The organism is Bradyrhizobium sp. AUGA SZCCT0105 (assembly GCF_018129565.1).
Taxonomy (GTDB): Bacteria; Pseudomonadota; Alphaproteobacteria; order Rhizobiales; family Xanthobacteraceae; genus Bradyrhizobium.
In genome coordinates, this window is sequence record NZ_JAFCMK010000002.1 from 1,207,366 (window position 1) to 1,228,873 (window position 21,508).

The 21,508-nt window shown below is 64.7% G+C and carries 19 protein-coding genes and 1 other RNA gene; 7 read left to right on the forward strand and 13 right to left on the reverse strand.

Annotated features, from left to right (window positions below; translation table 11 throughout):
• Nucleotides 1-71: 71 nt before the first annotated feature.
• Genes mraY through rsmH form a run of 6 tightly spaced genes read right to left on the reverse strand, consistent with a single transcriptional unit; the run spans nucleotide 72 to nucleotide 7,345 of the window.
• Nucleotides 72-1,178, reverse strand: coding sequence for a phospho-N-acetylmuramoyl-pentapeptide-transferase (gene mraY / locus JQ573_RS14790; RefSeq protein WP_097674583.1), 1,107 nt, complete (start codon nucleotides 1,176-1,178; stop codon nucleotides 72-74).
• A 10-nt stretch (nucleotides 1,179-1,188) separates the two neighbouring features.
• On the reverse strand, nucleotides 1,189-2,622 hold the full coding sequence (locus JQ573_RS14795) for a UDP-N-acetylmuramoylalanyl-D-glutamyl-2,6-diaminopimelate--D-alanyl-D-alanine ligase (protein ID WP_212310551.1): 1,434 nt from the start codon (nucleotides 2,620-2,622) through the stop codon (nucleotides 1,189-1,191).
• Nucleotides 2,619-4,076, reverse strand: coding sequence for a UDP-N-acetylmuramoyl-L-alanyl-D-glutamate--2,6-diaminopimelate ligase (locus tag JQ573_RS14800; RefSeq protein ID WP_212310552.1), 1,458 nt, complete (start codon nucleotides 4,074-4,076; stop codon nucleotides 2,619-2,621). The genes JQ573_RS14795 and JQ573_RS14800 overlap by 4 nt, the downstream gene beginning before the upstream one ends.
• A 49-nt stretch (nucleotides 4,077-4,125) precedes the next feature.
• Nucleotides 4,126-5,898 carry a peptidoglycan D,D-transpeptidase FtsI family protein gene (locus JQ573_RS14805; protein WP_409334628.1) on the reverse strand — a complete coding sequence of 591 codons (1,773 nt, stop codon included), beginning with the start codon at nucleotides 5,896-5,898 and terminating at the stop codon, nucleotides 4,126-4,128.
• Complete coding sequence (locus JQ573_RS14810; RefSeq protein WP_212310553.1) at nucleotides 5,895-6,347, reverse strand: hypothetical protein; 453 nt, start codon at nucleotides 6,345-6,347, stop codon at nucleotides 5,895-5,897. Before JQ573_RS14810 ends, JQ573_RS14805 begins: the two co-directional genes overlap by 4 nt.
• A gap of 2 nt (nucleotides 6,348-6,349) precedes the next feature.
• Complete coding sequence (rsmH, locus tag JQ573_RS14815) at nucleotides 6,350-7,345, reverse strand: 16S rRNA (cytosine(1402)-N(4))-methyltransferase RsmH (RefSeq protein ID WP_212310554.1); 996 nt, start codon at nucleotides 7,343-7,345, stop codon at nucleotides 6,350-6,352.
• A gap of 478 nt (nucleotides 7,346-7,823) precedes the next feature.
• On the opposite strand from rsmH, the gene JQ573_RS14820 reads away from it, so the two are divergent.
• On the forward strand, nucleotides 7,824-8,675 hold the full coding sequence (locus JQ573_RS14820; protein ID WP_212310555.1) for an N-acetylmuramoyl-L-alanine amidase: 852 nt from the start codon (nucleotides 7,824-7,826) through the stop codon (nucleotides 8,673-8,675).
• A 253-nt stretch (nucleotides 8,676-8,928) separates the two neighbouring features.
• Nucleotides 8,929-9,153 carry a hypothetical protein gene (locus tag JQ573_RS14825; protein ID WP_092115929.1) on the forward strand — a complete coding sequence of 75 codons (225 nt, stop codon included), beginning with the start codon at nucleotides 8,929-8,931 and terminating at the stop codon, nucleotides 9,151-9,153.
• An 81-nt stretch (nucleotides 9,154-9,234) separates the two neighbouring features.
• On the opposite strand, the gene JQ573_RS14830 is transcribed toward JQ573_RS14825, so the two are convergent.
• Nucleotides 9,235-10,470 (reverse strand): RNA polymerase sigma factor, encoded by a 1,236-nt coding sequence (locus tag JQ573_RS14830; protein WP_212310793.1) that lies wholly within the window; start codon nucleotides 10,468-10,470, stop codon nucleotides 9,235-9,237.
• Nucleotides 10,471-10,539: 69 nt separating this feature from the next.
• Nucleotides 10,540-10,899, reverse strand: a complete 360-nt coding sequence (locus JQ573_RS14835) for a YciI family protein (protein ID WP_021077249.1) — start codon at nucleotides 10,897-10,899, stop codon at nucleotides 10,540-10,542.
• Between the two features lie 147 nt (nucleotides 10,900-11,046).
• Here JQ573_RS14835 and rnpB point away from each other — a divergent pair.
• Nucleotides 11,047-11,461: RNase P RNA component class A (rnpB, locus tag JQ573_RS14840), an RNA gene on the forward strand.
• A 109-nt stretch (nucleotides 11,462-11,570) separates the two neighbouring features.
• Here the strand turns inward: rnpB and JQ573_RS14845 are convergent.
• The gene (locus tag JQ573_RS14845) at nucleotides 11,571-13,022 is read right to left on the reverse strand and encodes a GntP family permease (protein ID WP_212310556.1); all 1,452 of its coding nucleotides are present in this window, start codon (nucleotides 13,020-13,022) and stop codon (nucleotides 11,571-11,573) included.
• A 4-nt stretch (nucleotides 13,023-13,026) separates the two neighbouring features.
• A complete protein-coding gene (locus tag JQ573_RS14850; RefSeq protein ID WP_212310557.1) occupies nucleotides 13,027-14,046 on the reverse strand; it encodes a patatin-like phospholipase family protein in 1,020 nt (339 codons plus the stop codon).
• A 230-nt stretch (nucleotides 14,047-14,276) separates the two neighbouring features.
• Between JQ573_RS14850 and JQ573_RS14855 the strand changes: the two genes are divergently transcribed.
• Complete coding sequence (locus JQ573_RS14855; RefSeq protein ID WP_212310558.1) at nucleotides 14,277-14,456, forward strand: hypothetical protein; 180 nt, start codon at nucleotides 14,277-14,279, stop codon at nucleotides 14,454-14,456.
• A 153-nt stretch (nucleotides 14,457-14,609) separates the two neighbouring features.
• On the forward strand, nucleotides 14,610-15,137 hold the full coding sequence (locus JQ573_RS14860) for a hypothetical protein (protein WP_212310559.1): 528 nt from the start codon (nucleotides 14,610-14,612) through the stop codon (nucleotides 15,135-15,137).
• A gap of 69 nt (nucleotides 15,138-15,206) precedes the next feature.
• On the opposite strand, the gene JQ573_RS14865 is transcribed toward JQ573_RS14860, so the two are convergent.
• Nucleotides 15,207-15,938: an alpha/beta fold hydrolase gene (locus tag JQ573_RS14865; RefSeq protein ID WP_212310560.1), complete on the reverse strand. Its 732-nt coding sequence runs from the start codon at nucleotides 15,936-15,938 to the stop codon at nucleotides 15,207-15,209.
• A 190-nt stretch (nucleotides 15,939-16,128) separates the two neighbouring features.
• Between JQ573_RS14865 and JQ573_RS14870 the strand changes: the two genes are divergently transcribed.
• Nucleotides 16,129-16,872, forward strand: coding sequence for a sulfite exporter TauE/SafE family protein (locus JQ573_RS14870; protein ID WP_212310794.1), 744 nt, complete (start codon nucleotides 16,129-16,131; stop codon nucleotides 16,870-16,872).
• A 387-nt stretch (nucleotides 16,873-17,259) separates the two neighbouring features.
• Entirely contained in the window at nucleotides 17,260-17,556 is a 297-nt protein-coding gene (locus JQ573_RS14875) for a DUF1330 domain-containing protein (protein WP_249131830.1), read from the forward strand.
• 152 nt (nucleotides 17,557-17,708) lie between these two features.
• On the opposite strand, the gene JQ573_RS14880 is transcribed toward JQ573_RS14875, so the two are convergent.
• Complete coding sequence (locus JQ573_RS14880) at nucleotides 17,709-19,508, reverse strand: ABC transporter ATP-binding protein (RefSeq protein ID WP_212310561.1); 1,800 nt, start codon at nucleotides 19,506-19,508, stop codon at nucleotides 17,709-17,711.
• Between the two features lie 365 nt (nucleotides 19,509-19,873).
• Nucleotides 19,874-21,463 carry a DHA2 family efflux MFS transporter permease subunit gene (locus JQ573_RS14885; RefSeq protein ID WP_212310562.1) on the reverse strand — a complete coding sequence of 530 codons (1,590 nt, stop codon included), beginning with the start codon at nucleotides 21,461-21,463 and terminating at the stop codon, nucleotides 19,874-19,876.
• Between the last annotated feature and the right edge of the window lie 45 nt (nucleotides 21,464-21,508).

The window sequence follows — 21,508 nt, forward strand, 5'->3', positions numbered from 1 at the left end:
ACCCGGAATCTCGAGGTTCCGGGTTCTCGCTACGCGAGCCCCGGAACGACGGTGGTTGTGATTCGACATCATCAGCGCAACTTCAACGTCGAGAGGCCGGCGAGCGCCAGCATCACCGAGATGATCCAGAACCGGATCACGATCTGCGGCTCGGTCCAGCCCTTCTGCTCGAAATGATGGTGCAGCGGCGCCATCCGGAACACGCGTTTTCCCGTGAGCTTGAACGAGGTGACCTGTACGATGACCGAAACCGCCTCCAGCACGAATAGGCCGCCGATCACTGCGAGCACGATCTCGTGCTTCACCGCGACCGCGGTGGCGCCCAACATGCCGCCGAGCGCGAGCGAGCCGGTGTCACCCATGAAGATCGAGGCCGGCGGCGCGTTGAACCAGAGGAAGCCGAGGCCCGCGCCCAACACCGCGCCGCATAGCACCGCCAGTTCGCCGGTGCCGGCGACGTAATTGATCTGCAGGTAATCCGAGAACACCGCGTTGCCGGTCAGATACGAGATCATGCCGAAGCTCGCAGCCGCGATCATGACCGGCACGATGGCAAGGCCGTCAAGGCCGTCGGTGAGATTCACCGCATTGCCGGCGCCGACCATCACGAAGGCACCGAAGATCACGAAGAACCAGCCGAAATTGATCACGAGGTCCTTGAAGAACGGAATCACGAGCGAGGTCGACGACACGTCGCGCCCGAGCCGGACCAGCGCGTAGGTGGCGGCGAGCCCGATTGCCGCCTCGATCAGCAGCCGCAGCCTGCCGGCGAAGCCGCTGTGCGACTGCTTTGTGACCTTCAGATAATCGTCATAGAAACCGACGAAGCCGAAGCCGAGCGTCACCGCCAGCACGATCCAGACATAGGGATTGAGCGGATTGGCCCAGAGCAGCGTCGACACCACGAGCCCGGACAGGATCATCAGCCCGCCCATGGTGGGCGTGCCCTTCTTGGAGATCAAATGCGACTGCGGACCATCGGTGCGGATCGGCTGGCCCTTGCCCTGCCGCAGCCTTAAGTGATCGATGATCCAGGGCCCGAACAGGAACACGAACAGTGCGCCGGTCACCATCGCGCCGCCGGTGCGGAAGGTGATGTAGCGGAACACGTTCAGAGCGCTGCGGAATGCCCCAAACCCCGGAACGGTGTTGGACAGTTCGATCAACCAGTAGAACATTCAAAAAGTCCTATACCGCTTCTTCGTGCGCGGCCTTGTCGGGGAAGCGTTTTTCCAGCGCGCTGACAATGAGCTTCATCTTCGATCCCAGCGAGCCCTTCACCATGATCACATCACCGGCACGGACCGCGGCGACCGCCTGCGCTTCGAGCGCCGCCGAACTCTCGGCATAGCCTCCCCGCTTGCCGGTGGAAAGGGCATCCCACAGATTCCGCATCAGCGGACCACAACAATATACGAGGTCGATGCGGTTGGCGGTCACGGCTTCGTTGAGGCCGCGGTGCAATTCGGGCCCGGTCGGCCCGAGCTCGAGCATGTCGCCGAGCACGGCGATGCGGCGGCCATGCGGCCCGGTCGGGGCCTGTCCGAGCACATTGAGCGCGGCGCCCATCGAGGCCGGGTTGGCGTTGTAGCTCTCGTCGATCAGCGTCGCCTCGCCATGGCCGACCTCGAGCGTGCGGCGAAGACCGCGGCCGGTCGGCGCCTCGAGCTGCGACAGCGACAGCGCCGCGCGCGCGATATCGGCACCGAGCAGCGAGGCGCCCGCGAGCACCGCGAGCGAGTTCATCGCCATGTGGCGGCCGGGCATGCCGATCTTGTAGGTGATGTCATGGTCCAGAATATCGGCATGCACCGCCGAGCAGGTCGCGTGCAGCGAGAGGTCGATCAGCCGCGCCTCGGCGCGCTTGTCGGCGCCGAACGAGACGATGCGCGAGATGCCGGCCTTCTTCGCCTGCTTCTGCAGCCGCGCGAATTGCCCGTTGTCGCGGTTGAGCACCACCGCGCCTTTGGGCTCCAGCCCTGCGAAGATCTCCGCCTTGGCGTCGGCGATCGCCTCGATGCCGGCGAAGAACTCCAGATGCACCGGCTCGATCGTGGTGATGATGGCGACATGCGGCCGCACCATCTTGACCAGCGGCGTGATCTCGCCGGCATGGTTCATGCCGATCTCGAACACCGCAAAACGCGCGCTCGCCGGGCAGCGCGCCAGCGACAGCGGCACGCCCCAGTGGTTGTTGAACGATGCGACCGAGGCATGGGTCTCGCCCTGCGCCGACAGCACGCGGCGCAGTGCCTCCTTGGTCGAGGTCTTGCCGACCGAACCGGTCACCGCGATGATCTGCGCCTTGAGCCGCGCCCGCGAGGCATGCGCGACCTCGACGAGGCCGGCGAGCACATCGTCGACCACCAGCAGCGGTGCGTCGGCGGGAAATTTGTCGCGCTGCGCGGTCTCGACCACGGCGAGCCCGGCGCCGGCCTTTAGCGCGGTCTCGACGAAGGCATGGCCGTCATGGACGTCGCCCTTGATCGCGAAATACGCGTCACCCGGCGCGATGGTGCGGCTGTCGATCGAAAGACCGGTCACCCCGTCTGGCAGCGTGCCTTGCGTGGCAGCGCGCATCGCCGTCGCCATCGCATCCGAGGTCCACAACATCGTGCTCATGCGCCCTCCTCGGCCAATGCACTCGCGACCGCTTCATGATCACTGAACGGCAGCGTCGTGTTGCCGACGATCTGCCCGACCTCATGGCCCTTGCCGGCCACGACCAGTGCGTCGCCCGGCTCGAGGCCGGCGATCCCGGCGCGGATCGCGGCGGCGCGGTCGCCGATCTCGCGCGCGCCCTTCGCGGTCGCCATGATCGCGGCGCGGATCGCCTCGGGCTTCTCGCTGCGTGGATTGTCGTCGGTGACAATGATCTGATCGGCATTCTCGGCGGCGATCGCGCCCATGATCGGACGCTTGCCGGCGTCGCGGTCGCCGCCGGCGCCGAAGATCACGACCAGCCTGCGCTTCGCATAGGGCCGCAGTGCCTGCAGCGCCTTGGCGAGCGCATCGGGCTTGTGGGCGTAGTCGACGAAGATCGGCGCGCCATTACGCTCGCCGACGAATTCGAGCCGACCCTTGGCGCCTTCGAGATGTTCGAGCGTGCCGAACACGTCATCGGCGGCGCTGCCGGTGCCGATCGCAAGGCCCGCCGCGACCAGCGCATTCTCGATCTGGAATTCGCCGACCAGCGGCAGCCGGATCGCGTGCTTGCGGCCGCGGTGCTCGATCGCGAGCTGCTGGGCAAAGCCTTCGATCGCGGCATCGGTGAGCCTGATGCCCTCGCCCGTGTCAGCGTTGCGGCCGACCGTGATGATGCGCAGGCCGCGCGTCCGCGCCGCATCGATCACCCCTCGCGAGCAGTCGTGATCGGCGGAGATCACCGCAGTGCCACCGTCGGCGACGAGATCGCGGAACAGCCGGAGCTTTGCGTTCAGGTAATGCGCGACATCGGGATGATAATCCATGTGGTCGCGCGACAGATTGGTGAAGCCGCCGGCTGCAATGCGCACGCCGTCGAGCCGATACTGGTCGAGGCCGTGCGAGGAGGCCTCGAAGGCGAGATGCGTGACGCCATCGCGCGCGATCTCGTCGAGCTGGCGATGCAGCGCGATCGGATCGGGCGTGGTCAGCGAGCCGTAGACGGTGCGCTTGTCCGAGACCAGACCGATGGTGCCGATGCTCGCGGAGGAGTGACCGAGCCGCTGCCAGATCTGGCGCGTGAACGCCGCGACCGAGGTCTTGCCGCTGGTGCCGGTCACCGCCGCGATCGTCGCGGGCTGACGCGGATAGAATTTCGCGGCGGCGAGCGCCAGCGCGCGGCGCGGATTGGGCGTGATGACAAACGGAACGCGTCCGTGACCTTGCGGCAGATGGTCGCTGGCGACCGCGACCGCGCCCGCAGCAATCGCCGCATCGACGAAGCGCGCGCCATCGGTCCTGCTACCGGTCAGCGCGAAGAACAGGTCGCCCGGCTTCACCGCACGGCTGTCGACCGCAAGCCCTCCGACAACGATCGCGTCGGCACTTGGATCGATCGTGGCATCGGCGCTGAAGAGGTCGCGAAGTCTCATGATCTTCCAGTCTGGCCGGCGCCGTTCTGGCGCCGCGTGATTATACGCCTTACTGGGTTGTTCTGGATGCCGCAAGAATAAGGCGGTCGGACGGCGGCAGATCGAAGCGCGGTTCAACGCCTAAAAGCGGCGCAATTCGGGCGATCACATTGCCGCCGGTCGGCACCGCATTCCAGCCCGAGGTGATGAAACCATAGGTCTCCTTCAGGGGCTGCGGCTCGTCGAGCATGATCAGCAGCTGGTATTTCGGATTGTCGGCGGGCAGGATCGCGGTGAAGGCGTTCAGCACGCGCTTCTTGGCGTAGCGGCCGTTGATCACCTTCTCCGCAGTGCCGGTCTTGCCGCCGATATAGTAGCCCTTGACGTCGGCCTTCTTCGCGGTGCCGATCTCGGCGTTGAGCCGCATCAGATAGCGCATCTTGTCCGAGGTCTCGGGCTTGATGACGCGCTTGGCCAGCGCCATCGCCTCCTGCTCGGTGCGTTTCAGGAAGGTCGGCGGAATCAGATAGCCGCCATTGACCAGCGCGTCGATGCCCATCACCGCCTGCAGCGGCGCCACCGCGATGCCGTGACCGAACGAGATCGTGACGGTGTTCAGTTCGCCCCACTTCTTCGGCACGATCGGCGAGGCGCTCTCCGGCAATTCGGTGCGCAGCCGCTCGAGCTGGCCCATCTTGCGCAGGAAGGCCTTGTGCGCGTCCACGCCCATCGCCAGCGCAATGCGTCCGGCGCCGATGTTGGAGGAATAGTAGAACACCTCCTTCATGTTGATCATGCGGCCCATGTTGTGATCGTCATGAATCGCGAACTTGCCGTAATGAAGCGGGCCGCGCGCATCCCACATCGAGTTGAGATCGAACCGGCCGCTATCCAGCGCCATCGCCAGCGTGAACGCCTTGAAGGTCGAGCCCATCTCGTAGACGCCGGTGGTCAGGCGGTTGATGCGATCGGGGTCGTGCGCCTCCTTCGGATTGTTCGGATCGAAATCTGGCAGCGACACCATCGCCACGATCTCGCCGGTGCGCACGTTGGAGACGAGGCCGGAGGCGGCCTTGGCCTTGAACTTCTCCTTCGCCTTGATCAGTTCGTCGCGCAGCGCGTGCTCGACGCGCAGGTCGACCGACAATTCAACCGGCTTCTGCAGCCGGTCGGTGGCGAAGCCCGCGCGATGCAGATCCGCCAGACCGTTGTTGTCCAGCCACTTCTCCATGCCGGCGATACCCTGGTTGTCGATATTGACGAGGCCGATCAGGTGGGCGACCTCGTTGCCGGTCGGATAGACGCGCTTGTTCTCGCGCAGGAAGCCGACGCCGGGAAGGCCGAGGCGGTGGATGTCGAGCTGCTGCTTCGGCGTGATCTCGCGCTTCAGCCAGACGAAGCCCTTGCGCGACGACAGGCGGTCGCGCACCTCGCTGGTGTCGAGATCGGGCAAGGCCGCGGTCAGAAGCTCGATCGCCTCGTCCTTGTCGATGAGGCGGCGCGGCTCGGCGAACAGGCTCGGCGCCTTGACGTCGGTGGCGAGAATTTCGCCGTTGCGGTCGGTGATGTCGGGCCGCGCAGTTGCGATCGCGTCCTGCGAGGCGGTGCGCCGCGCGCCATGGCTGTCGGCGCCGACGGCGAACAGCACCAGCCGTCCGGCCAGCACGCAATAGACCGCGGCAAAGGCGAGGATCGCAAGACCGACGCGCGCGCGCGCCTTCGCGGCGCGGTCGACATTGCTGCCGTACAGCAGCGTGCGGATCAGCCGCGTGCGCCAGGGTTCAGCGGATTTTGCGGCCGGCTTGCTGGCGGGTGCCGGATCGGTCATGGCAGGTCCCGTCATTGCTGATCTCCCCCGCCCTGCTCGGAATCTTCTGCGGGCGCAGGCTGGTCGGCGGCCGGCTGGTCGGTCGCCGGCTTGTCGATCGATCCGGTCGTGCTGTCGGGCGCGGCGGCGGCCTCGATGGTGTCGATCATCGCGCCGATCGGATCGCGCGAACCCGGCCGCGTGAAGCTCGGCGGCCGCTCCGGCAGGTTCTTCAGGGAATCGTACTGGTTGGCGTTGACCGGTTTCAGCGGCAGATGCCGTTCGGCAAGCCCCTGCAGTCGCAGCGGCGCGTCGAGCTTGGCCCACTGCGCGCGCAAGGCGGCGATCGCGTTGCGCTGTTCGCGGATCTCGGCATTGAGCTGCAGCACGCGTTCGACGCGCGCGGTCGATTCCATCTTGATGCGGTAGACATAGGATGCCGCGAAGATCAGCATGCCGATGACGAGGAGATGGAGGAGGCGCATCGTCAGCCTCCCCGCTTCAGGTCTGATAGACGCGGCCATGACGGCAGGTCGTCGTCCGCATGCGCCGGCGCCGCAGTGCGCTCGGCCGCGCGCAGCTTGGCCGATCGGGCGCGCGGATTGGCCGATATCTCCGCCTCGCCGGGCGTCACCGGCCGCTTGGTCAGGATATGAAAGCTCGGCGCGGATTGCGCCACTTCGGGCCGATGCCGCGAGCCGCCGGAAACCTTGCCGCGCTCGGTCAGGAAATTCTTGACGATGCGGTCTTCCAGCGAATGGAACGAGACCACGGCAAGCCGCCCGCCCGGCTTCAGCACCCGCTCGGCCGCAGCGAGCGCTAGGTAGAGCTCATCGAGCTCTTCATTGACGAAGATACGCAGCGCCTGAAAGGTCCGCGTCGCCGGATGAATCTCGTTCGGCTTGGCGCGCACGACTTTCCCGACGATGTCGGCGAGCGCCTCGGTCGTTGTGATCGGCGCGTCCTTGCGCGCGGCAACGATGGCGCGGGCGACACCGCGCGCATGGCGCTCCTCGCCGAAGATATAGATGATGTCGGCAAGTTGCTTCTCGGAGGCGATTGCGACCACATCGGCCGCGGTCGGGCCGCTTTGTGCCATCCGCATGTCGAGAGGACCGCCCAAGCGGAACGAGAAGCCCCGCTCAGCCTGGTCGAGTTGCATCGAGGAGACGCCGACATCCATCACGACGCCGTCGACCTGATCCACCCCCTGCGATGCGCAGACCTGGGCGAGATCAGAGAAGCGGTCCTCGACCAGCGTCAGGCGGCCGACCGCGCCGTCGACCAGATCGAAGCCGCCTGTAATCGCGGTGCGGTCACGGTCGATGCCGATGACGCGCGTATCGGCGACATCGAGAATCATGCGGCTGTAGCCGCCGGCCCCGAAGGTCGCGTCGACATAGATGCCGCCGGCGCGCAGATCGAGATAGGCGACCGCCTCGCGGCCCAGCACGGAAATGTGACGGGGAGCACGTTCGCTCATGCGCCGCCCCCGGAGAGGGCCGCGTTGCTGGCATGCAAGCTGGCTGCGCGCCGACTCATTGCGTCTCGAATCCTCGCGCTGGTTGTTCCGGCAAAAAGGCCGCTGCGTGATCCCAGCGCCAACTCCCGTCCTCGGCCGCAAATCCTGATATCCGACCGGAATTGGGAGGGTTTCCATGGGATTTCGCGCAACAGCGGACCTTGGCCGTCCCCCGAAACCGGTTCGGCACTTCACCTCTCAGTAACGGCACTTAACGTTAAGAAAACGTTGATGATCGGTTAGCGGAATCGCACGACTTTGATCCGCATTCGAGTGATATTCTCGGCCCTCGCTCCGGCATCGTTGCGCGGCTCATGGAGCGGACCCTGGAACCGGCAGGCCGATTGCGGCGGCCCTCACGGTAAAGGAATAGTAAACGCCTATTTGTTTATCCATATGTCAAAATGCTTTCTCCTGGTTCGGGTTTTGAGTGATTCGTATGGCTTCTGGTTCGTCCTCGTCCGGCAACGCTGATTCGAAGCGTCAGCGCGTCCTTCCTGTTCCGAAGGGCGTGGCCGACGTGGAGACGTTCACGCCGGATTCCTCGATCGCCTCCGACGTGATCCCGTCGGTGAATTTCGGCGACCGCGCCAACAACCGGCAGCCCGACATGATCGTGCTGCACTACACCGGCATGCCCGACGTCGAGGGCGCGATCACCCAGCTCTGCACGGCCGGCACCGAGGTCTCGGCGCATTACATCGTGCTCGAGGACGGCCGCATCGTGCAATGCGTGCCGGAGAGCAAGCGCGCCTGGCACGCCGGCGTCTCCGCCTGGGCCGGCGAGGACGACATCAATTCCTGCTCGATCGGCGTCGAGATCATCAATCGAGGCCACGATTGGGGCTATCCCGACTTCCCGCTGCGGCAGATCGCAGCCGTCATCGCGCTGTGCCGCGGCATCATGCTTCGCCGCAAGGTGGTCTCGCATCGCGTGCTCGGCCATTCCGACGTCGCGCCGGGGCGCAAGAAGGATCCTGGCGAGAAATTCCCCTGGCACTCGCTGGCCAATTCCGGCGTCGGGCATTGGGTGCAGCCGGCGCCGATCGTGCGCGGCGACGCGCTGCAGCTCGGTGCGATCAGCGACAGCGTCTCCAACATGCAGGCCGCGTTCCGGCGTTACGGCTACAACATCCCGACCAACGGCAAGTTCGACGGCCCGACCATGGAGGTCGTCACCGCCTTCCAGCGTCACTTCCGCCCCGAGCGCGTCGACGGGATCGCCGACCGCTCCACCATGGCGACGCTGCACGCGCTGCTCGAGAGCCTGCCGCCGGATGCGGCGAGGTAGGCTCGGTCTTTCCATCGTCATTGCGAGGCGCCAACGGGTCGCGCGAAATGCGCGCCCGATGACAGGCTCCGCGACGACTTGTCCGCCGGAGCCTCGGCGAAGGCGGAAGCAATCCACGTTTCGGCGTGCGGCGCGATGGATTGCTTCCGCCTTCGCCCGCAATGACGCTTCCGGCCAAATCCTCGCGCGCAAACTGGAACTTTTTTCCGTGTCCCGTCTTCTTATTTGGGGCGGTCTGAGTGGAGATTCGTCCATGTTCAAAGCACTCATCAGCGGAGCTGTCGCCATCGGCCTCATCGCAGCTCCAGTAGCCGCAGGTGCGATGTCGACCCAGGACAAGTCCATGTCGACCCATCACAAGACCCACAAGGTCCATCATGCGCAGAAGAAGATGATGGCGCCCGGCACCACGACCGGCATGTCAAGTGGAACGACGACCGGGCAATCGACCGGCGCCAAGGCCAAGACAGGGTACTAAGCGTTCAACGCCGCGCGGCGCGCTGACGACCGTTGACGTGAACGGCGCGCCTTCACGGACCACACACGAGATGAGGCGATGTCAGCCCATCTCGGCGATCCGGCGTGCGTAGAGCCGTCGCAGCGGCTCGAGCTGCGTCGCCGCGGTGGCGGCAAGATAGGCCTGCCGCGCCTCGTCCTTGCGGCCGAGGCGGCGCAGCAGATCGGCGCGCACCGCAGGCAGCTGGTCGTATCCCTTCAGGCTGCCGCGCGCGTCCAGCGCGTCGATCAGATCGAGCGCGCGCGCCGGGCCGTCGACCATCGACACCGCAGCGGCATGATTGAGTTCGATCACCGGTGACGGGCTGATGCGAAGCAGCACCTCATAGAGACCGGCGATCTGCAGCCAGTCGGTATCCTCATAGCTGGGAGCCCGCGCATGCAGCGCGGCGATCGCAGCCTGCACCGCGTAGGATTGCGGCCGGCCCGGCATCTGCAGCGCCTCCTCGACCAATCTCACGCCTTCGGCGATCTGCTGAAAATCCCACAACGAACGGTTCTGCTCCTCGAGCAGAACGATGTCGCCGCCTGCGGTCTGACGGCCGGCGCGGCGCGCGTCGTGCAGCAGCATCAGCGCAAGCAGGCCCTTGATCTCGCCGCGCGCCGGAATCAACCGATCGAGCAGCCGCGCCAGCCGGATCGCCTCGCGCGCGAGGTCGGGCCGCATCAGATCCTCGCCGGCAGTCGCGGCATAGCCCTCGGTGAAGACGAGATATATCACGGCAAGCACGCCCTCAAGGCGCGGCTCCAGGGCCTCGCGCTCCGGCACCTCATAGGGAATGCCGGCGAGCTTGATCTTCTGCTTGGCGCGCAACAGCCGCTGCGCCATCGCGTCCTCGCTCACCAGGAAGGCGCGCGCGACCTGCGCCGTGGTCAGGCCGCACACCGTGCGCAAGGTCAGCGCAACCTGCACCTCGGCGGCAAAGGACGGATGGCAGCAGGTGAAGATCAGCCTCAGCATGTCGTCGTCGAGCGTCGCATCGGCCGGCTCCGGCGACGCCTCCGCATCCAGCAACAAGTGATGCGTCAATTGCTGCTGCTTGCCGCGGAACGAAACCGCGCGGCGGACGCGGTCGATCGCCTTGTTGCGGCCGACATTGACCAGCCAGGCGCGCGGATTGGCGGGGAATTCGCCGATCGGCCAGCGCTGCAGCGCCACCGCGAAGGCATCCTGCAGGGAATCCTCGGCCAGATCGAAATCGCCGACGAGACGGATCAACGTTGCGAGCGCCCGGCCCGCCTCGTCGCGGAAGATTTTCTCGATCTGGCTCGGGGTCATAGCCATCAATCGTCGTTCAGCGGCCGCGCCAGGTGACGCGGCCGCTGCATTCATGTTGCGATAACGGCGTCATCGCGGGTTGTCATAGATCATCACCGGCCTGACCTCGATCGAGCCGGTCTTGGCGCCGGGAATCCGCGCCGCAAGGCCGAGCGCGGTGTCGAGATCCTTGGCCTCGACCAGATAGTAGCCGCCGAGCTGTTCACGGGTTTCCGCGAACGGCCCATCGGTCGTCAGCGTCTTGCCGTCACGAACCCGCACGGTAGTGGCCGTCGACACCGGCTGCAGCCCGTCGCCCGCCTTGAAGTGCCCGCTCTGGATGATGGACTGGGTGTAGGCACCGTACTCCGCCGTCACGGCCTTGCGGTCGTCGGCATTCATACGGCCATATTCCGCGTCGCTCCGGTAGATCAGCAACAGGTATTGCATCTCATCTCTCCTCTTGATCGGCTGGATCGCCGACACCCAGTCGAACGGGCGGCAGGTCAAACGACATCTTCAGGATAAATTATTTTGGCCGCCTTGGCCGCCGTTATCCGCTTGACGGATCGGGCGGAAACGCCCATGCCGTGGGCGTCAGTCGGCCGGACGGCCGCTCCCGCTGCTGCCGAAAGGCCGCGGGGGAGGAAAGTCCGGGCTCCATCGACATGCGGTGCCGGATAACGTCCGGCGGGGGCGACCCCAGGGAAAGTGCCACAGAGAACGAACCGCTCCCTCCTCGGAGGTAGCAAGGGTGAAAAGGTGCGGTAAGAGCGCACCGCGTTTCCGGCAACGGAGACGGCATGGCAAACCACACCGGGAGCAAAACCGAATAGGGACGGCAACGCGGTTAGTTCGCGCACGCGCGATAACACCGCAGGGCGATGTCAGGCCCGCTGTCCGGGTAGGTTGCTCGAGGCAAGGTGCAAACCTTGTCCCAGAGGAATGGCCGTCGCGTACCATTCGCGAGAATGGTGCCCTACAGAACCCGGCTTACAGGCCGGCTGATATTTTGGAGTATGAGGGGCTCGGCGCAACACGCCGGGCCCTTCGCCATTTTCAGTAAACTTCATTCCAGCTACGCGCGCCCGCGGCCGGTCGAGCCGACCCATCGTCTTGCGTCAGAACGACCCGAACGCGGTGCCGATTGCAATCACCGCGGCGAGAGCAATGACGGAACTCGCAATGCCGACCATGACGATGTCGAGATAGCTGTCGCGATGCCTGAGCCCGCAGATCGCAAGCAGGCTAACGACCGCGCCGTTGTGAGGCAGAATGTCCAGTGTCCCCGAACCGATCACCGCGACGCGATGCAGGAGGCCGGGTTCAATACCCGCCTCCGCGGCAAGACCCATATAGGTCTTGCCCAGCGCATCGAGCGCAATCGTCAAGCCGCCAGAAGCCGACCCCGTCAGCGCGGCAAGGATGTTCGTCGCGACTGCGAGCGACACCAATGGGCCGCCCTCAATTCGCAACACCCACTCCCGCACCACGCCGAAAGCCGGAAGCGAGGCGATAACGGCGCCGAATCCGACAAGGCTTGCGACACTCAGCGCCGGCAGGACCGACGCATTCGCACCGGCATCCATGGTTCGTCGCAGTGCAGGCAGTCGCGTCCAGTTGCAGAGTATGACCGTCACGATCGCTGCAGCCAACGCCACGACAACCGACCAGACACCGGCCACGGCAGCCAGCGATGTATTTCCCCATCGCTGTTCGGCCAGGAATGAGAAATCAAGCCGGGGCAGGACGACGAGCGACATCAGCAGATTGACTGCGACAACGACGATCAGGGGAAGGATGGCGTTGAGGACCGGGACGGCGGCGTCGCTGTGATGTCCGTGGCGGATCTCCGCCGGGTCAAATTCTCGCGCCGTCGTCGCCCGCTCGCGCAACAACTCATCGTCGGCTGCATCCGCCGAAACCGGCGGCTCGTCGCCATAGCCCTCATTTGCGCGACGCGCCGCTTGCTCTGCGCGAAGAAGCCACCACAGCCCGACACCAAGCATGATCGTCGACGCGACAACGCCAAGGCCCGGTGCGGCAAACGGAGTCGCGCCGAAGAAAGGCATCGGTATCGCATTCTGTATCGACGGCGTGCCCGGCAGCGCCGACATGGTAAAGGTCGAAGTCCCGAGAATAACCGCCGCCGGCACCAAACGACGCGGAATCCCTGCCGTGCGAAACAGCGACTGCGCCATCGGAACGATGACGAAGAACGCGACGAAGAGGCTGACGCCGCCGTAGGTGACCAGTGCACCGGCGAGCACGACCGCGAGGATGACACGGCGTTCGCCCAGACATCGGGAGATGAAGCCCGCGACCGCAGCGACCGCGCCGCTGTCATCCATGAGTTTCCCGAACACGGCGCCAAGCAGAAAAATAGGAAAGAACTGCGCGAGAAACTCCGACGCGCTGGCCATGAAGGTCTGCGTCCAGTTGGCAAGCAACGGCTCGCCACCGAAGGCTGCGGCCACCGACGCGCAGAGCGGCGCGAGCAGCAGGACGCTCCAACCGCGGAACGCAAGACCGACCAGCAGTCCAAGCCCGACGAGAATGCCGAGGAGACCCATCGGCTCAGCACTCCGCCAGCAGAATATCCAGATCGGCGGTCGAGCGCTCACCGATATCGGCGCCATGCGCGTCGAGGAATTCGCCGGCGGCACGCCGCCCCTCCTCGTGCAGCTTGGTCACGAACGCCCATTCGGCATTGAGCTTGGATGATGAACCGAACGTCGCAAGCATGTCGCTCTTGATCCGATGCGTTTTCATCTGGGCCCAGCGGGCGCCCTCTCCGGTGCCGGGGTCGGCGACCTGACGAAGCAGCGCGATCATCCGCAGCTCCTTTGCCAGCGGAGAATTGAACGAGATCTCGTTGAGCCGGTCGAGAATGTCAGCGGCCGTGCGCGGCTGCTCCGGCCGCTCGGTCGGGTTGATCTGGACCACGACCGTATCGTGTGCGTCGGTCTCGCGGACCAGCGGCGTGACCGTGGGATTGCCCGCATAGCCGCCGTCCCAATAGGGCTCGCCATCGATCTCGATCGCACGAAACATCGTTGGCAAGCAGGCCGACGCGAGCAGGACATCCGCGGTAATCTCCGCGTTGCGAAAAATCCGCCCCCGCCCCGTACGAACCCGTGTGGCGGTTATGAAGAGCTTGATCGGCGCGCGTGCAAGACGCTCGAAATCGATACTATCGTTCAATATGTCGCGCAGCGGATTGAAGCCGAGGGGATTGAGGTCGTAGGGTGAAAGCATCCGCGACATCAAATCCGTGAAGAGATAGGCCGGAGAGCTGTCGAGCGACCAGCGTCCCATCAGACGGTCGAGCGGCGACCGTTGCAGCGGACTGAATGCGGCGGCGCGTGAGACGCTTCGCCAGTATTTTTCAAGCGCTTCACGTGCGCCCGCAGCGCCACCCGCGGTCCAGCCATCCGCCAGCACGGCAGCATTCATCGCTCCGGCCGATGTCCCGGATATGCCCGCGATCTGAAACCATGATTCTTCGAGGAGCCGATCCAGGACACCCCATGTGAACGCGCCATGCGAGCCTCCACCTTGGAGCGCCAGATCAACGAGCACGGGGCTGCGGTTCATGAGGCCATGTTCACCAGCACGTGGGACTCTGATTATGTCGCGGTTTGGCGGAACGTGCGAGACAAAGTTGCGGTCACCGTCCGGTTCCGATGGCGGACTTCACCAAGGATGTTGCCTCATCGTTGGCGGCACCAACGCGATTGGTTCGCTTCGCGGCGCAGGCACGTTTCTTAAAAAGGCGACATAATTGGTTGGCGGGGGTAGGATGTGTGCCTCGCGGAGGATCGCAGATGGACCTTCAGAAGATCATGGCGAAGGCAAGAGACATCGCCAGGAGCACGGGCACGATCACAACCGAGCAACTCAACGGGATGTGCCCCAACAACATGGAGCCCGAGGACATCGCGGCTCTCTTTGCGGCTCTGCGGACCGAGGGGATTCGTCTCAAGGACGACAAGGCAGAAAAGTAGGAGTTCCATGCCCGCACACTACGGCAAAGCGGACGATCGTCGTGACCGAGGTGCTAGCCGAATTTGGGTCCTTGGCGGGACCGGAGCTATGATCTGCTGAAGCTGGACGTGTCCTTCTGCCCGCGATTCAAGAAATCAAGAGGAGGAATGGTAATGTCGGTCGCCTGCAAGTTCGAGCGCAGCATTCTTAGCCACGAAGAATATGAGGCAATCCGCCTGACGCATCATCCCGCCATCCATGGCGTCGAGGTATCCGAGCTTGAAGCCATGCGCCCCCGCCTGCGCAAGATGCGCGACAAGGAGCGAACGGTCGGCCGGCAAAAGCAGCGAGAGAGCCGCGGAAAAGCTGAGGCTCGCGGGACAAGCTTTCCGGGAACCGCCAAGCATGCTTCAGAGCGGAAGCAAGTGTTCGCAGCGGCATTGAAGCGGGTGAACACGGAGCTCAGGCGTCAGCACAATTTGGCGACCCGGACCGCGCATGTCGAAGCAGCTCGAAAGGCCCTCGCGCTGCACCGAGCCGCGAACTTCACGACCCGTCCCCCGGCCGGAGCGACCGCAGGCGAAGGCATGGCGTCGAAGCCGAGCGAACTCCGAAGAAAGATCATTGCAGGCGCGAAAATCGGACGCGTGTCGCAGGCGACGAAAGTCGCTCAGGCGGTGCGCGATACGCGTGGCGCATGACCGCGGGCGAACAAGCGCACCCGGTCGATTCCGGGACGATGCTTCGCATCGCCCCGGAATGACGGCGCGTCAGGAAACGATCTCCTGCAGCAGCGCCATCAACGCCTCCGGCGCGGTGACGTTCGGCGAGTGGCTGGCGTCGATCTCGAAATAGCGCCAGCCGGGTTCATTCTTGATGCGCCTGGCGAATTGGCCGAACGTATCGGCTTGGGTGGTGCGGGTGGCGTAGATGTAGCTGCGCGGCAAATTCGTTTCGCCGTGTTGCAGCTTCAGCTTCTGCTCGAAGCATTTGATCGGCATGTCGACGCGGCGCGCGGTGAGCCATTCGACGTCTGCGGGAGACGTATCCGGCGGCGTCGGCATCGGCGGGATGCGCCAGCCGTCGCCGTCGCTCGCGAGCTCGCGCATGGTCTCGATGGCCGGCTCGTTGAGGTCGAAAAGGGACTGGCCGTCGCGCGGCACGAAGGCATCGATATAGATCATCTGCGCGATGCGCTCACGCACCCGGTCGGCGACGCCGGTCGCAACCATGCCGCCATAGGAGTGACCGACCAGCACGATGTCGCGCAGATCCTCGTACGAAATGACGCTGAGCATGTCCTGGATATGCGCCTCCAGGTCGAGCCCTTGATGCGCAAGGTGCGCGCGCTCGCCGAGCCCGGTGTAGCTCGGCGTGACGAGCCGGTGCCCGGCGGCCTGCATCAGGGGATGCATTTTCTTCCACGCCCATCCGGCCGACCAGGCGCCGTGACAGACCAGAAAGGTTTTGGACGAATGCGCAGTGGACGAACTCGCAGTCATGGGGATGCTTCCATTCCGATTATCGTTGATGAGCCGCGATTTTGAAGTGTACCCGCCGCCCGCGTCGTGTAAACGTCGCGGCAAAACATGATCGTCATTCCGGGATGGTCCGAAGGACCAGACCCGGAATCTCGAGATTCCGGGTTCGATGCTTCGCATCGCCCCGGAATGACGACGAAGGAGAAAGCAACTGAACCCGGCAAGCTACGCGGTCCTGTTCTTCGGCGCGCTTGCCGGCGGTTTCGTCTCCGGTCTTGCCGGCTTCGGCACCGCGCTGATGGCGCTCGGCATCTGGCTCTATGTGCTGCCGCCGACGCTTGCAGTGCCGCTGGTGCTGGTCTGCTCGGTCATCGCGCAGGTGTCGACGCTGCCGTCGATCTGGAAGACCATCGACTTCCGCCTGGTCTGGCCGTTCGTCATCGCGGGCCTCGCCGGCGTGCCGATCGGCATTTTGCTGATCGCCCGCGCCGACCCCGAGGTCTTCAAGCTGACAATCGGCGTCTTCCTGCTGGTGTTCCCGACCCTGCTGTTCCTGCAGCGCAAGCCGATGTCGATCGCCTTCGGCGGCAAATGGGCCGACGGCGCGATCGGATTTGCCGGCGGCATCCTCGGCGGCCTCGCCGGACTGTCCGGCCCGCTCCCGATCCTGTGGGCGAGCGTGCGCGGCTGGGGCAAGCAGCAGCGCCGCGGCGTGTTTCAGATCTTCAACTTCACGATCCTGGCGGCCGCGCTCCTGGTCCAGATCGCGAGCGGCCTGGTGAAGCCCGAACTGATCTGGTTGACGGCCTGTGCGTTTCCAGGAACGCTGCTCGGCGCCTGGCTCGGCTCGCGCCTCTACCACGCGCTCAGCGACCGCAATTTTTCCGACGTCGTGCTGGTGCTGCTGTTCCTGTCCGGCGTGGCGCTGGTGTGGAACGGGCTGGCGCCGCGGTAGCGCGCGGATCGCGCAGCAGAGAATGGCCCGTGCTCGCAAGGACTGAAGATGATCGAACCGCGCGGCGGCGACCTTCTTGAAAGGTGCGGCTGCGCGGGCGGCCGCAAGGTTGTTTCTGAATTGGCAAGTAGAGAAACTTTGTGACTGAAAAACAATTTTCGAAGTGCCTTGGATCCGACATTGACCCGCATCGCGTTCATTAAGAGGCTTGAGTGGATGGTGGGCCACAGAAGGCCCGTCATTTCGACGTGAACTGTTCGATTCCTTTTGCCAATCATTTTTTGCTGGAGGAAGTCATGAGAACTCGAAACACGTTGGTAATGGCGTTATTCGCCGGTTTCGGCAATTGGCGGTATCGCAGTTGAGGGGCTGCACGCCCAAGCCAAGCTGAAGGCTTACAGTGTCGCCGAGATCGAACCGGTTGCCGGAGCGAAAGTCTCGTCCACCTACCTCGAAGCTGCTCGAAAGGCGATTGCCAGTCATCATGGTCGTGCCTTGCGCACGGTGAACGGACGGGTCCAGGGAATCGAAGGCACGCCTCCCAAGAACGTCGCCATTGTTGAGTGGGACAGCGTGGACGACGCCGTGGCATTCTACAAGTCGAAGGACTGGTCCGATCTTGCCGCCGAGCGCGAGAAGTCTCAAAAGACGTTGCGACGGTATGTCGTCGAAGTCGAGCAATAGCCAGCCACTTCGCTGGGCGTTGCTTGATAGACACGCGCATGGGGCCGCCTCAATCGGCGGCCCCGTCATTTCATGCAGGTCGTGACCCGCACGACACAACCTCCGCGGCGCGTGGCTAGCGGAACATCGCCCGCCAGCCACGCGCCACTGCCCTACTCCGCCGCCGCCTGGCCGAACTCGGTCGCCTGCCGCTCGAACAGGCCGCGGTAGATGCCGCCCTGCCGTGCCGCAAGCACCTCATGCGTGCCCTGCTCGACGATCTCGCCGCGATCGAACACCAGGATGCGATCCATGCTGCGCACGGTCGACAGCCGGTGCGCGATCACGATCGAGGTGCGGCCCTTCATCAGCCGCTCCATCGCCTGCTGGATCAGCGCCTCGGACTCCGAATCGAGGCTCGAGGTCGCCTCGTCCAGGATCAGAATGGGCGCATCCGCCAGGAAGGCGCGCGCCAGCGCCACGCGCTGCCGCTCGCCGCCCGACAGCTTGACGCCACGCTCGCCCACCAGCGTGCCGTAATCCTTCGGCAGCCGCATGATGAACTCGTGCGCATTGGCAAGCCGCGCCGCCTGCTCGATCGCCTCCATGCTGGCGCCCGGCCGGCCATAGGCGATGTTCTCCGCCAGCGTGCGGTGAAACAGGATCGGCTCCTGCTGCACGATCGCGATCTGGCTGCGCAGCGATTGCTGCGTCGCCTTGGCGATATCCTGACCGTCGATCAGGATTTTGCCGCCGGAGACGTCGTAGAGCCGCTGCACCAGCTTGACGAAGGTCGTCTTGCCAGAGCCGGAGCGCCCGACCAGGCCAACGCGCTCGCCGGCATCGATGTCGACCGACAGCCCGTCATAGAGCGGCAAGCGATGGCCGCCATAGTGGAACGTGACGTCGTCGAACACGATGCGGCCGCCCTGGATGTCGATCGTCCTGGCATCATCCGCGTCGGCGATGCCGAGCGGCTCGCCATGGATCTGCACCAGCTCCTCCATGTCGTTCACCGAACGCTGCAGGTTGTTGATGTGCATGCCGACATCCCGCAGATAGGCGTGGATGATGTAGTAGCTGGTCAGCACATAGGTGACGTCGCCCGGCGTGGCGTGGCCGGCCGCCCACAGCAGGATCGCGCCGCCGATCACCGAGGCGCGGAAGCACAACAGCACCAGCAGCTGCGCCGTCGAGGTGTGGTTGTAGCGCAACCAGGTCCGCCGCACCCGCCGGCGCCAGCGGCTGATGACGCCGTCCAGCCGCATGTCCTCGCGCGTCTCGGCGCCGAACGACTTCACCACCGCGTTGCAGGTCAAGGCGTCGGCCAGCGTGCCGCCGACCTTGGTGTCCCACGCATTGGAGACGCGCGCGGCCGGCGCGACGTAGCGCACCTGGAACACCATGGTCATCGCGACATAGATCACCGAACCCACGGCAATCACCGCGCCGAGCGATGGCCAGTGCAGCCCGAGCAGGATCATCGAGCCGAGCAGCACGACCAGCGACGGCAACAGCGCCATCAGGATGGTGTCGTTCAGCAGGTCGAGCGCCCACATGCCGCGCGTGATCTTGCGCACGGTGGAGCCCGCGAACGAATTGGCGTGCCAGTCGGTCGAGAAGCGCTGCACGCGCATGAAGGCCTGCTGCCCGACATCGGACATCGTCTTCAGCGTGAACGGCACGATGGTCTGGATACCGACCAGCCGCAGCATCAGCGACAGCGCGCCGAGGCCGACGATGGCACCGAATGCCAGCATCGCCCCATGGCGCGCGGCGGCATCGGTGGCACCCGCGGTCAGCGCATCAACCAGATGGCCAGAAAAAACCGGCATGAACAGGTCGGCCGCGGTCGCACCGAGGAAGCCCGCCGTCACGGCGAAGGCGCGCAGCGGCTGCTCCAGCCAGTGGTGGAACACGAATGGCAGGACGATCCGGATCGCGGCCGGTCGCTTGGTCGTCAGAGAGGTCATGGCACATTCCGGCCACGCTTCTGCAGCGCAAGCCGGCTCCATCTGAGGCGACATGCGGACGGAATCCGGCCGCTGATGTCGCTGGAAATTGTAGATAACGTGTTGGGAAGTTTGGGTGATCGGGGATCAGGCCCGATCAGCGTCGGGAGCTAACGCGAAGCCGCGTCAAGCACCATCGAACGTGGGCGCGCGATCTGCGAAATAAACGACTTCATGCGCATCTCCCGGGTTCGAGTAAGGAATGGGCTGCTTATAAATGCATCACGCGCGATTGGCAAGATGACAAGCGCGTGAGTGCGGCAATGTGTCGATGATGCAACGCTCTGCACGCGACCGGGCGCACATCGCGCGCGAAGCCGATGCGTTCAATGCGCGTCGCCGCCGCCCGCGGTCATCGACGGCGGCTTGTTGACGAACAGCACCAGCAGGCTGAGGCCGACATAGAACAGCGACAGCATGAAGAAGGCGTCGCCATAGCTCATCACCTGGGCCTGGCGGTGCACGAGCTGCGAGAGCTGCTTCATCGCCATGGTGGCGGAATCGCCCATGCCCTGCAGGCGCTGGGTGAAATTGTTGAGGGTCTCGACCGCGGTCGCGTTGCCCCAGGTCACCCGGTCCTGCAGCCGCGAGATGTGCAGATCCGTGCGGTCGTTGAGCGCTTCGTTGATCAGAGCGAGCCCGACCGCGCCGCCGAGATTGCGCATCAGGTTGAACAGGCCGGAGGCGTTCTTGACGCGGTCTTGCGGCAGCGTGGCGAGCGCGATGTTGTTGGTCGGCACCATCGCGCACATCATGCCGATGCCGCGCAGGATCTGCGGCACCAAGAGCTCGTAGAAATCGTACTCGCGCGTAATCCAGGTCATCTGCCAGGAGCCGAGCGCGAAGGTGACGAGGCCGAAGGCGATGATGTAGCGCAGATCGACCTTCTGCATCAGCCGGCCGACCACCGGCGCCATGAAGAACATCGTCATGCCGGAGATGAACATGGTCTCGCCGATCATCAGCGCGCTGTAGCCGCGGATCTCAGCGAGATAGCGCGGATAGACGTAGGTCAGGCCGTACAGCCCGATGCCGATGCAGAACTGCAGCACGCAGCCGACCGCGAAATTGCGGTTGGAGAAGGCATAGAGATCGACGATCGGCTCCTCCGCGGTCAGCACCCGCCAGAAGAAGGCGACCGCCGAAACGAAGCCGATCGCGGCGCAGATCGCGACCGAAGTGTCCTGCAGCCATTCATATTGCGGGCCTTCCTCGAGCACATATTCGAGCGAGCCGAGGAAGCCGCCCATGAAGATCAGGCCCCACCAGTCGAAGCGCTCGAGCAGCGCGAAGTTCGGCTGGTCGAAATCGACCAGCGCCAGCACGCCGATGGTGATGATGACACCGGGCACGATGTTGATGAAGAACAGCCAGTGCCACGACATCAGATCGGTGATGTAGCCGCCGACGGTCGGCCCGACGGTCGGCGCCAGCGTCGCGACCAGCCCGATGATCGGCGCCACGATGTAGAACTTGGAGCGCGGGAAGATGGTGTAGGCCGAGGCGAACACCGTCGGGATCATGCCGGCGCCGAGGAAGCCCTGCAGCGCGCGCCACAGGATCATCTGCTCGATCGAGGAGGCAAAGCCGCACAGCAGGCTCGAAACCGTGAAGCCGAACGCCGAGATCGCAAACAACAGCCGGGTGCCGAGCGCGCGCGACAGGAATCCCGACAAGGGGATCGCGATCACCTCGGCGATCAGATAGGCGGTCTGCACCCACGAGACTTCGGTCGAAGACGCCGACAGGCCGGCCTGGATCTCGGTGAGCGAGGCCGAGACGATCTGGATGTCCAGGATCGACATGAACATGCCGAACACCATGATGATGAAGGCGACCACCCGCTTGGGCTGGAGCCGCTCGGTCTCCGAGGCGCCGGTCATCATCGAGGGAGAGGCAGTGGTCGCGTCGGCCATGGGCTCATCAGGCTCCGCGCTTCGAACCCGCGGTCCGAAGCTTCA

What these genes read in the sequence shown, in the direction of transcription:
- mraY (WP_097674583.1), bottom strand. Translation starts at nt 1,178, where the DNA reads ATGTTCTACTGGTTGATCGAACTGTCCAACACCGTTCCGGGGTTTGGG.
- JQ573_RS14795 (WP_212310551.1), bottom strand. Translation starts at nt 2,622, where the DNA reads ATGAGCACGATGTTGTGGACCTCGGATGCGATGGCGACGGCGATGCGC.
- JQ573_RS14800 (WP_212310552.1), bottom strand. Translation starts at nt 4,076, where the DNA reads ATGAGACTTCGCGACCTCTTCAGCGCCGATGCCACGATCGATCCAAGT.
- JQ573_RS14805 (WP_409334628.1), bottom strand. Translation starts at nt 5,898, where the DNA reads ATGACGGGACCTGCCATGACCGATCCGGCACCCGCCAGCAAGCCGGCC.
- JQ573_RS14810 (WP_212310553.1), bottom strand. Translation starts at nt 6,347, where the DNA reads ATGCGCCTCCTCCATCTCCTCGTCATCGGCATGCTGATCTTCGCGGCA.
- rsmH (WP_212310554.1), bottom strand. Translation starts at nt 7,345, where the DNA reads ATGAGCGAACGTGCTCCCCGTCACATTTCCGTGCTGGGCCGCGAGGCG.
- JQ573_RS14820 (WP_212310555.1), top strand. Translation starts at nt 7,824, where the DNA reads ATGGCTTCTGGTTCGTCCTCGTCCGGCAACGCTGATTCGAAGCGTCAG.
- JQ573_RS14825 (WP_092115929.1), top strand. Translation starts at nt 8,929, where the DNA reads ATGTTCAAAGCACTCATCAGCGGAGCTGTCGCCATCGGCCTCATCGCA.
- JQ573_RS14830 (WP_212310793.1), bottom strand. Translation starts at nt 10,470, where the DNA reads ATGACCCCGAGCCAGATCGAGAAAATCTTCCGCGACGAGGCGGGCCGG.
- JQ573_RS14835 (WP_021077249.1), bottom strand. Translation starts at nt 10,899, where the DNA reads ATGCAATACCTGTTGCTGATCTACCGGAGCGACGCGGAATATGGCCGT.
- JQ573_RS14845 (WP_212310556.1), bottom strand. Translation starts at nt 13,022, where the DNA reads ATGGGTCTCCTCGGCATTCTCGTCGGGCTTGGACTGCTGGTCGGTCTT.
- JQ573_RS14850 (WP_212310557.1), bottom strand. Translation starts at nt 14,046, where the DNA reads ATGAACCGCAGCCCCGTGCTCGTTGATCTGGCGCTCCAAGGTGGAGGC.
- JQ573_RS14855 (WP_212310558.1), top strand. Translation starts at nt 14,277, where the DNA reads ATGGACCTTCAGAAGATCATGGCGAAGGCAAGAGACATCGCCAGGAGC.
- JQ573_RS14860 (WP_212310559.1), top strand. Translation starts at nt 14,610, where the DNA reads ATGTCGGTCGCCTGCAAGTTCGAGCGCAGCATTCTTAGCCACGAAGAA.
- JQ573_RS14865 (WP_212310560.1), bottom strand. Translation starts at nt 15,938, where the DNA reads ATGACTGCGAGTTCGTCCACTGCGCATTCGTCCAAAACCTTTCTGGTC.
- JQ573_RS14880 (WP_212310561.1), bottom strand. Translation starts at nt 19,508, where the DNA reads ATGACCTCTCTGACGACCAAGCGACCGGCCGCGATCCGGATCGTCCTG.
- JQ573_RS14885 (WP_212310562.1), bottom strand. Translation starts at nt 21,463, where the DNA reads ATGGCCGACGCGACCACTGCCTCTCCCTCGATGATGACCGGCGCCTCG.